This window comes from Bacteroides sp. HF-4919, from assembly GCF_018860125.1.
The window spans coordinates 371,788-382,472 of record NZ_JAHKNF010000006.1 but is presented as its reverse complement, the minus strand read 5'-3'; the positions used below and the strand labels follow the sequence as shown (position 1 = coordinate 382,472).

The 10,685-nt window shown below is 45.6% G+C and carries 5 protein-coding genes; all 5 read left to right on the top strand.

What is annotated here, in order from left to right; genetic code table 11:
- Positions 1-53: 53 nt before the first annotated feature.
- The 5 genes from KO473_RS12915 to KO473_RS12895 all read left to right on the top strand — a co-directional run bounded on the left by KO473_RS12915 (position 54) and on the right by KO473_RS12895 (position 10,359).
- A complete protein-coding gene (locus tag KO473_RS12915) occupies positions 54-3,002 on the top strand; it encodes a TonB-dependent receptor (RefSeq protein ID WP_080714595.1) in 2,949 nt (982 codons plus the stop codon).
- 34 nt (positions 3,003-3,036) lie between these two features.
- Complete coding sequence (locus KO473_RS12910) at positions 3,037-4,431, top strand: RagB/SusD family nutrient uptake outer membrane protein (protein ID WP_005823280.1); 1,395 nt, start codon at positions 3,037-3,039, stop codon at positions 4,429-4,431.
- Positions 4,432-4,547: 116 nt separating this feature from the next.
- Positions 4,548-5,801 carry a GTPase HflX gene (gene hflX, locus KO473_RS12905; protein WP_005775357.1) on the top strand — a complete coding sequence of 418 codons (1,254 nt, stop codon included), beginning with the start codon at positions 4,548-4,550 and terminating at the stop codon, positions 5,799-5,801.
- 24 nt (positions 5,802-5,825) lie between these two features.
- Positions 5,826-7,817 carry a DUF4954 family protein gene (locus tag KO473_RS12900; RefSeq protein WP_005810566.1) on the top strand — a complete coding sequence of 664 codons (1,992 nt, stop codon included), beginning with the start codon at positions 5,826-5,828 and terminating at the stop codon, positions 7,815-7,817.
- A 28-nt stretch (positions 7,818-7,845) separates the two neighbouring features.
- Entirely contained in the window at positions 7,846-10,359 is a 2,514-nt protein-coding gene (locus KO473_RS12895; RefSeq protein WP_122130299.1) for a M1 family aminopeptidase, read from the top strand.
- Positions 10,360-10,685: the final 326 nt, after the last annotated feature.

The following is a 10,685-nucleotide window of genomic DNA, read 5'->3' as shown; positions in this document are numbered from 1 at the left end:
TTTTTACTAAGTTCAATATCATTGTGTAATACGCACATTATAAGCATTTTAGTATATACTACAGTTCTGCAAAGACTTTGCAGATTTCGTATATCGGTATGCAGACTGCTGAGGTAGCAATTGCACCTAATATTAAAGTGATATTAAAGACTGACTCTAAGGCACTTGATGAAGTGGTAGTAGTAGCTTATGGAACACAAAGTGCACGTACTGTGACTGCATCTGTGTCTTCTGTAAAGGCAGATGCTTTGAAAGATGTACCGAGCGTAAGTTTTGATCAGATGCTTCAAGGGCGTGCATCGGGTGTCAGTATCACTACTCCGTCGGCCGGTGTAGGACAGGCTCCGATTGTGAGAGTGCGTGGTGTGAACTCAATCACTTCCGGAACTTCTCCTTTATATGTAGTCGATGGTGTGCCCATTGAATCGGGTAACCTTTCTTATTTGGCTAATGCCAATGCATTGGCCGATATTAATCCTGCTGATATTGTGTCTATGGATGTTTTGAAAGATGCGGCTGCGGCTGCATTGTATGGTTCGCGTGCTGCGAATGGGGTTATTTTGATTACTACTAAACAAGGTCAAAGTGGTAAAGTCAAAGTGAGCTATGATGGTTTTGTGGGTTTCTCAAATGCGACAGATTTTTATGAAATGATGAATGCCCAGGAATACGTGGACTTTAAGAATTTGGCTGTAAAGAACCGTTATGGGACGGATGAATTGTCACTGACTGCCGGTTATGTTTCTCCTTATGGTAACAAAGCATTCAATATGATGAAAGATGCCAATGGCAACTATGTAGATACAGATTGGAAAGATGCTGCATTCCAGAACGGATTGTCACAAAGTCATTCTGTTGCCGTAAGTGGCGGATCGGATAAAGTGCGGTATTATTTGTCTGGTAACTATACAACTCAGGAGGGGATTGTAAAAGGCGACAAGTATGACCGTTTAGGGGTGAAGGCTAACATTAACGTACAGGCTACTGACTGGTTAAAAGTAGGAATGAACACCAACGTAACAACCGGGACAACTTCTTATGTAGATGCTGCCCGTAGAGGTTCTAACTTTGCCGTTGGAGGGTTCCCGCGTCTGGCATTGATCAATGCCCCTAATTTACCGATGTACAATGAAGATGGTACTCCTTATTATTTAGCTCAAGGTCTGGGTTATGGAGGAAATACTGTGTTTAGTACTTTTTCTAATCCGGCGGCTATTTTATCTTTAGGCAATGGTTTGAGTTCTGATGTAACCCGTTTCATTGGTGTATTTTATGCAGAGGCAACTCCGGTTAAGGGATTGTCATTGAAAACCCAATATGGTGTGGATTATGCCCGTATCGAGGAACAGCGTTTCTGGTCTCCATTGCATGGAGATGGTGTGAACAGTAAAGGTCTGGCAAATGCTTATAACACCAAAAATAACAGATGGACCTGGACAAATACGGCAACTTATAGCTTTTCTTTGGGACAGAATAATTTTAATTTGTTAGCCGGTACGGAGGCATCCGAGAGAAATAACTCTCGTTGGACTGCACAGCGTAAAGATTTACAGGATGATAAATTCATTGTATTTCAGGGACCTTTTGGTTCGGCAACTGCCGGTGGTAGCTTGTCCAACAATACCATGGTCTCTTATTTCGGACGTATCAACTATGATTACGCTTCTAAATACATCGTGTCTCTTAACTACCGTCGCGATGGTTATTCTGCTTTGAGTGAGAAGAATCGTTGGGGTAACTTCGGAGGAGTTTCTGCTGCATGGCGTGTCTCTGAAGAAGCTTTCTTCCAGCCTTTACGCAACGTGGTTGATGACTTGAAAATAAAGGGAAGCTATGGTGTGGTTGGTAACACCGATATTTACGATTATGCTTCAAAGTCATTTTATTCAAGTTATAATTATGGTATAAATGGTACATATGGTTTGGCTCAGATTGCTGACCCGAACTTGAAATGGGAGTCTTCGGAGAAATATAGCATTGGCTTCAATGCCCGATTGCTGAATAGGATCAATGTAGACTTTGACTACTATTATACGAAGTCTTCCGACTTGATTCTGGATGTGCCCCAATCACCTTCTAAAGGTATCCCGGGCAATATAATTACCACTAATGCCGGAAAGATGAGGAACAGCGGTATTGAATTGACCGTTTCTGCCGATGTGATAAAGAACAGTGATTTTACTTGGGAAACGAGCTTTAACATCACTACTAACAAGAATAAGGTTATTTCATTGGCTGATGGCGTGGAGAATATTCTTAAAGGAGATAATGGCGGTTTGGAAATTACGAATATCACAGTACCCGGAAAGTCTATCGGACGTCTGTATCTGTACCCGACTGCCGGGGTAGATCCCAAATCGGGTCGTAGAGTGTTTATCACTCCGGAAGGTGACAGAACCTTACTGATGTTTGAAAAAGGGGGGTGGTTCTATGAAGACGGAACAGAATATGCCGGTGAATTTGAACCTGTTGATTGTGGAAATACACTTCCTACCTGGTACGGTGGGTGGACCAATAACTTTAAATATAAAGGTTTCGATCTTTCTTTGTTCTTCCAATTCTCGGGAGGTAATAAGATTTATAACGGAACCAAAGCCAGTGTGAGTGATATGCGTTACTGGAATAACTCTAAAGACGTTTATAATAAGTATTGGACTCCGGAACGTACCCATGCAGAGTATCCTATGCCGATATACGGTGATAATTATTCTAATGGTTCGGCATTGCCTATCAGCGACTTAGTGGAAAGAGGAGATTATTTGCGTCTGAAGAATGTGTCACTGGGTTATACGTTCAATACAAAGAACTGGTCGAAAGCGGTAGGAATCTCTGCGCTCCGTCTCTATGTTCAGGCTCAGAATCTGTTTGTGATTACAGGATACAGCGGCATGGATCCCGAAACACTTACCAATGTAGAAAGTGCTACTTTAGCCGGTGGTACAGATAAGAATACTTTGCCTCAGGCACGCACGTATACAATCGGTGTGAACCTGACATTCTAATATGGTTTTATATTAACAGATAAAAGAAACTACAATGAAAAAGATAATTATATTTTCGACATTATGCGCTTCTCTCTTTTTAGGTAGTTGCAGCAGCAGCTTCCTCGATCAGGAGCCTCCATTATATGTAAACGAGAACGATATTTTCACAAGCCCTACCCGAATAGAGGCTACTCTGAACGGCTTGTATGCTGCAATCAAGAACACAGGGACTAAGTCTTTGATGGGAGGTAAGTCCTATATGGTGTTTGACAACAGGGGAGATGATGTTATCAATATATCCAACAACTTGGTGACTTTGTTCAATACCTATAATATGAATGTGGGCATTACGGATGCCGAGAATGCTGACACCTGGACATACGCTTATCTGGCCATCAATAAAGTAAATACTTTCCTCCAGTCTCTTGAAGGTGCCAAAGAAGTTGCCGGTGAAAATTATGACCGCTATGTGCAGGAAGCTAAGTTTGTCAGAGCTTTGGCATACTATTATCTGAATAATTTGTATCCGACTCCATATTCTGTAAATCCCGATGCAAAATCTGTTCCGTTGCGTCTTACTGCCGAGGCCGGAACCGAAAATAACAATATGCCTCGCTCTACAGTAAAGCAGATTTATGACCACATTCTGTCTGATCTGGAAAACATTTCGGCATTGGATACCGAAGTGAATACCTATGCAGGAGTTACACATGCTACTCAGGCCGCTGCCAACATGCTTAAGATGAGAGTTTATATGGCAATGAACGAATGGGACAAAGCCATTGCAGCCGGAGAGTTAGTGACCGGATATAGTTTGCCGGAAGACGTAACATTGATTTATAAGGCCCCGTATTTCAGTCAGGAGAGTATCTTCTCTTTGCCGATGGCAGATACGAACATCCCGAACACACAGCAGTCATTGGCAGAATATTATTATGATGGTAAGATCATGCTGATTGATACGAAAAGCGGAATTATGTCAAAGCCTGATTATTCGTTGGCTACCGATAAGCGTATCATCGCCTTTAAAGGGGAGAAAGACTTGTTGTTGAAGTTTACGGATGCAAAAACTAAATTGCAGTGGGTGCCCATTTTCCGCTATGCCGAAACTTTGCTCGACCTTGCCGAATGTTATGCCAACAAGGCCGGAGGTGAAGCTACTGCCAAAAGCCTGTTGAAACAAGTCAGAGGACGTTCGGTAGATGCAGCTACGGATCCGTTGAAGATCGATAACTTGACGGGTGATGCACTGAAAGAAGCGATTTACAACGAGAAACGCCTTGAGTTTATAGGCGAGGGTATCCGTGGTATTGATATTATGAGACGTGGGGAACGTTTCATTAAGGTAGGTGCGAATGAAACAATTAATGTGGGTCCGTCCGATGAAAAATATACTTGGCCGATACCTCAGGTTGAGTTGCTGCTGAATAAAGATATTAATAAATAAATAGTCAATAAATAATAAAGAATCGCTCAGGTAGAAACACTTGGGCGATTTTTTCTTTTAGTATGTTACGAAAATAGCTATATTTGTCGCCATATTATAATAAGGTATAAAGTAGAATGAAAGAATTTGTAATATCCGAAGCCAAAGTCGAAACTGCTGTTCTGGTAGGTCTCATCACTCAGACACAGGATGAACGCAAGACCAATGAATATCTCGACGAGCTGGCATTTCTGGCTGAGACAGCCGGGGCGGAAGTGGTGAAAAGGTTTACGCAGAAGTTGCCGACGGCTAACTCGGTGACTTATGTGGGAAAAGGAAAACTGGAAGAAATTAAAGAATATATAAGAACAGAGGCTGAAGAGGACCGGGAAGTGGGAATGGTCATCTTTGATGACGAACTCTCGGCCAAGCAGATACGTAACATCGAAGCTGAACTGCAAGTGAAGATACTGGACCGTACTTCACTGATTCTTGATATATTTGCCATGCGTGCCCAGACGGCTAATGCCAAGACTCAGGTAGAATTGGCGCAATATAAATACATGTTGCCCCGTCTGCAACGTCTCTGGACTCACCTTGAGCGTCAGGGTGGTGGTTCCGGAAGTGGTAAAGGAGGTTCGGTAGGTCTTCGTGGCCCGGGTGAAACTCAGTTGGAAATGGACCGCCGTATCATCCTTAACCGTATGTCACTGCTTAAGGAGCGTCTCGCCGAAATAGATAAGCAGAAGTCTACCCAACGTAAGAACCGTGGACGCATGATCCGTGTAGCTTTGGTAGGTTACACCAATGTGGGCAAATCGACCATGATGAATCTGTTGGCGAAGAGTGAAGTCTTTGCTGAAAACAAGTTGTTTGCCACACTCGATACGACGGTACGCAAGGTGATTATCGATAATTTGCCTTTCTTGCTTTCCGATACGGTCGGGTTCATTCGTAAGTTACCTACTGATCTGGTGGATTCCTTTAAGTCTACCCTCGATGAAGTACGTGAGGCCGATCTGCTGGTTCATGTTGTGGACATTTCGCATCCCGGATTTGAAGAGCAGATAGAGGTGGTGAATAAAACACTGGCCGACATCGGTGGAGGTGGAAAACCAATGATTTTAATATTTAATAAGATAGACGCCTATACCTATGTAGAAAAGGCGCCGGACGACCTTACCCCCAAAACAAAGGAGAACTTGACACTCGAAGAACTGATGAAAACATGGATGGCTAAGATGGAAGATAACTGTCTGTTCATCTCCGCCCGTGAGAAAATCAATATAGACGAACTGAAGAGTGTGGTTTATCAGCGAGTGAAAGAATTGCACGTGCAGAAGTATCCCTATAACGACTTTCTCTATCAGACCTACGACGACGAAGAGTAACTTGTAGTTTGTAATAAGAGGATTATGGGAAAGACTTACCGTAGACTGACTGAAGATGAAATTCTTCAGTTGAAGAGCCAGTCGTGTCTGGCTGATGACTGGAACCATGTTGCGGTCGCTGAAGAGTTCACAACCGAATTTGTGCATCACACCCGTTTCTCGGGAGAGGTGAAACTGGGCGTTTTCCACTCGGACTTTATCTTGCCGGGAGGAATCAGGAAACATTCCGGGCTGAGGCATGTCACCTTGCACAATGTAATTGTGGGCGACAACTGTTGCATTGAGAATATCCAGAATTACATTGCCAACTACGAAATAGGAAACGACACTTTCATTGAGAATGTAGATATTATTCTGGTGGACGGTCTGACTCAGTTCGGTAATGGAGTAGAGGCCGCTGTGCTGAACGAAACGGGAGGTCGCGAAGTGTTGATCAATGATAAACTATCTGCTCATCAAGCTTATATTCTGGCTCTTTACCGGCACCGTCCGGAACTGATCAGCCGGATGAAGGCGATCACTGACTATTACTCCAACAAGCATGCTTCTGCGATGGGGACCATCGGCAGCCATGTGATGATTCTCAATACCGGTTCTATCAAGAATGTGCGTATTGGCGATCATTGCCGGATTTGCGGAACCTGCCGTCTTTACAACGGAAGTATTAACAGCAATGAAGCCGCTCCGGTACATATCGGGCATGGTGTCATTTGCGATGACTTTATTATTTCCTCCGGTTCTCATGTGGACGATGGAGCTATGCTGACCCGTTGCTTCGTTGGGCAAGCCTGTCAGTTGGGACACAACTACTCTGCTTCCGATTCCCTGTTTTTCAGTAATTGCCAGGGAGAGAACGGTGAAGCATGTGCCATCTTTGCCGGTCCGTATACCGTAACCCATCATAAGTCTACCTTGCTGATAGCCGGTATGTTTTCGTTTATGAATGCCGGTTCGGGGTCGAACCAGAGTAATCATATGTATAAACTGGGACCGATTCATCAGGGGACGTTGGAAAGAGGAGCTAAGACTACTTCCGATTCATACATTTTATGGCCGGCGCGTGTAGGGGCTTTTTCATTGGTGATGGGGCGTCATGTGAATCATGCCGATACCTCGAACCTGCCTTTCTCTTACCTGATCGAGCAGCAGAATACGACTTATCTGGTGCCGGGAGTCAATCTGCGCAGTGTCGGGACTATCCGCGATGCCCAGAAGTGGCCGAAGCGTGACAAACGTACGGACCCGAACCGCCTGGACTATATAAACTACAACCTTCTGAGTCCATATACTATCCAGAAGATGTTCAAGGGGCGCTCTATACTGAAAGAGCTGAAGCGGGTGTCCGGCGAGACATCGGAGATCTATTCTTACCAAAGTGCAAAAATCAAGAACTCTTCGCTGAATAGCGGCATACGCTATTACGAAATAGCTATCCATAAGTTTCTTGGTAATTCCATCATTAAGCGTCTTGAGGGGATTAACTTCAGAGATAATGAAGAGATACGCCGGCGTCTGAAACCGGATACCGAAATCGGAGTAGGCGAGTGGGTGGATATTGCCGGTTTGATTGCTCCGAAAAGTGAAGTGGAAAAACTGATTACCGGTATCGAAAGTGGTGAGATCGATCGTTTGAAGAGTATGAATGCCCGTTTTGCCGAGATGCACGATAACTATTATACTTACGAATGGACGTGGGCTTACCATAAGATACAGGAATTTTATGGTCTGAACCCCGAAACCATTACAGCAAAAGATGTTATCGCTATCGTCCGTGCCTGGCGTGAAGCAGTGGTCGGACTGGACCGCATGGTGTATGATGACGCACGCAAGGAATTCTCACTTTCGTCTATGACGGGCTTTGGTGCCGACGGCTCACGCGATGAAATGAAGCTGGATTTCGGTCAGGTACGTGGCGATTTTGAGAGTAATCCGTTTGTCACTGCCGTGCTGCAACACATTGATGATAAGACTGCTCTGGGTGAGGAGCTGATTAACCGTATCGGGCAACTGGCGTGACGGAATTACGAGCTACAATATATTTGCTATGAAAATACACATTTTATTTGGAATGATCGGGTTCTTCCTGCTGACCGGATGTTGCCGGACAGCAGAGAAGAACCCTCGTTTTTATGATGCCGGCGTTTCTAAAGAGCTTGCCGATCATCGTAAAGCCGAGATTAAGAATTTGAAGTATGAACTCAGTTTCAGCATTCCACGGCAGAAGGAGACACCTATTGACGGTGATATCACCTTGCGCTTCGACCTTGCTGCCGCTCAGGAAGTCCTGATTGATTTTCGTGAGGAGCGTGGAAAAATTAAAGAAGTCATTGCCAATGGAAAACCGGTAAGTGATGTGCGCTTTGAGAACGAACACATTATTCTGCCTGCTTCGCTGACAGCGAAAGGGGCGAATGACATACAGATTCGTTTCATTGCCGGCAATCAGTCGCTGAACAGGAACGATGAATACCTCTATACGTTGCTCGTTCCCGACCGTGCCCGTACCGTCTTTCCTTGCTTTGAGCAGCCCAACCTAAAAGCCGAGTTTACTTTAAAGCTTGAGGTTCCGGCCGACTGGAAAGCTGTTTCCAACACATACGTCCGGAGTGAAACAGTAGCCGGTGACCGTAAAACCGTTTGTTTTGCACCGACCGAACCACTCAGTACTTATCTCTTTTCGTTTGTGGCCGGAAAATTGGAGCGACAGGAGTATACTCAGGACGGGCGTACTATCGCTGCCTATTATCGTGAGACCGACCCTAAGAAAATAGCACAGTTGGATATTGTTTTCAGACAAGTCATGGCATCACTTCACTGGCTTGAAGAGTATACAGGGATCGCATATCCGTTTGCCAAATATGATTTCATCGTTCTTCCCGGTTTTCAGTTTGGCGGAATGGAACATACAGGAGCTACCTTATATAATGATAACGGGATTTTCCTGAGCGAACATCCCACTCCGGACGAGGAGTTGAACCGGGCGGAATTGATTGCGCACGAGACCTCTCACATGTGGTTTGGCGATCTTGTAACGATGGATTGGTTTGACGATGTATGGACCAAGGAAGTTTTTGCCAATTATTTTGCTGCCCGGATTGTCGAACCCTTGTTTCCGGAGATCAATCATACCCTGAATAAGCTCAAGACTTTTAATGCCGCTTCTCTTACCGAGGACCGTACTTTGGGGACAAATGCCATCCGGCAGCCACTCGATAATCTGCGTAATGCCGGGCTGATCTATGGGCAGATCATCTATAACAAGGCTCCCGTGATGATGGAGAAACTGGTTGACAGGATGGGTGAAGCCAACTTCCGGAGTGGTATACGGGAGTATCTGAAAACCTATTCGTACGCTAATGCCACTTGGGACGATCTGATTCGCATTTTAGACGGCAAGGCGTCCGAAGATTTGGCAACTTTCAGTGATGTGTGGGTGAACCGGAAAGGAATGCCTACGCTGAACTTCCGGATCGATGGACAAGAATTGGAGGTCCGTCAGAGTGATCCTTATAACCGTGGTTTGCTTTGGCCGCAGCGTTTTGCCGTCACTCTTTGCGGAGAGCGCGATTCGGTGTTGCGGGTGAATATGACAGATACTTTGGTTCGGATACAGCTTCCTTTTGTACCTTCGTTGGTGTTGCCCAATACCGATGGCAGAGGTTATGGCTTGTTCGTTCCCGACGAATCTGCTTTGAAGTGGCTGTTGGCACATTGGTGGGAGGTAAAAGACGATACGGCACGCCAATCACTCTTGATGACACTTTATGAGAATTACCTGGCTAAACATATTTCGGCGGACGACTGGACAAACAGCCTGTTGGCAGGGCTTCCTGCAGAAAAGAACGCTCTGGTGGCGTCTACAGTGAGTGGTTATTTGGCAGGTGCCATGCGGCGGGTAGCTCCGGCACAGATAGCAGAGGTTGAGGCGCGGGTCTATGCCATCAGCCGGAATCATCCGTTGCCTTCGTGCCGGGTGCAGTTGCTGCGTTATTTTATGCAGAATGCGACTTCCCAACCTATGGTGAAGGAACTGTATGCCTTGTGGCAGGAGCAATCGGACAAACGGTTGAACCAACAGGATTACACGACTTTGGCTTACGAACTTGCCATCCGCCTGCCTGCCGAAAGTGAACAGATATTACGTACACAACGGGCACGGATTGATGATCCGGACCGTCTGCGCCAGTTCGATTTTATTTCACGGGCGGTCGTATCCGATACCGCACGGCTCGATACTTTGTTCAACAGCCTGCTTGTAGCGGAAAACCGGCGGATAGAGCCTTGGACGGCTGCCGTGATACGTTATCTGAACCATCCGTTGCGCGAGGAGCAATCGGTGAAATACATCCGTCCGGGACTCGAGGTGCTGGAGGAAGTACAACGCACAGGAGATATTTTCTTTCCGAAAAACTGGGCCTCGGCCTTGTTGGGCAATCATCTCAGCCGCCCGGCTTATGAAGAAGTGGTGCGTTTCCTGGACGGTCATCCGGATTATTCACCGCTTTTGAAGAATAAGATATTGCAGGCTGCCTATTCCCTGTATCGCGAAAACGATTAAAATAATTCCCGGAATGCTTGACTTTGCCTGTCCGATGTTGTATCTTTGTCAACAGATTCATTACTTATATTCAAATTAGAATGCAGTAGAAGAGGAAGCCCGCAAAGCTTCCTCTTTTTTTGTACCCTTATCTCCCGGTGTCCCGGAGCCGGGGGCTTTTCTGCTCTTTCCCCGGCTCTCCATGCCCTCGAGACCGTTGCTCCGTGATGTGAAGAGCCTTGCTTCGGCCCAAACAGACGGTTGCATTTGCCCGGACAGACGGTTGCATTCCACAGAAATGAGCCTTTCTTCCGGAGCGGTCTCTTCTTCTTCGTAGAAACGCTCTC

Coding starts and splice junctions, on each gene's coding strand:
- KO473_RS12910 (WP_005823280.1), top strand. CDS start 3,037: ATGAAAAAGATAATTATATTTTCGACATTATGCGCTTCTCTCTTTTTA.
- hflX (WP_005775357.1), top strand. CDS start 4,548: ATGAAAGAATTTGTAATATCCGAAGCCAAAGTCGAAACTGCTGTTCTG.
- KO473_RS12900 (WP_005810566.1), top strand. CDS start 5,826: ATGGGAAAGACTTACCGTAGACTGACTGAAGATGAAATTCTTCAGTTG.
- KO473_RS12895 (WP_122130299.1), top strand. CDS start 7,846: ATGAAAATACACATTTTATTTGGAATGATCGGGTTCTTCCTGCTGACC.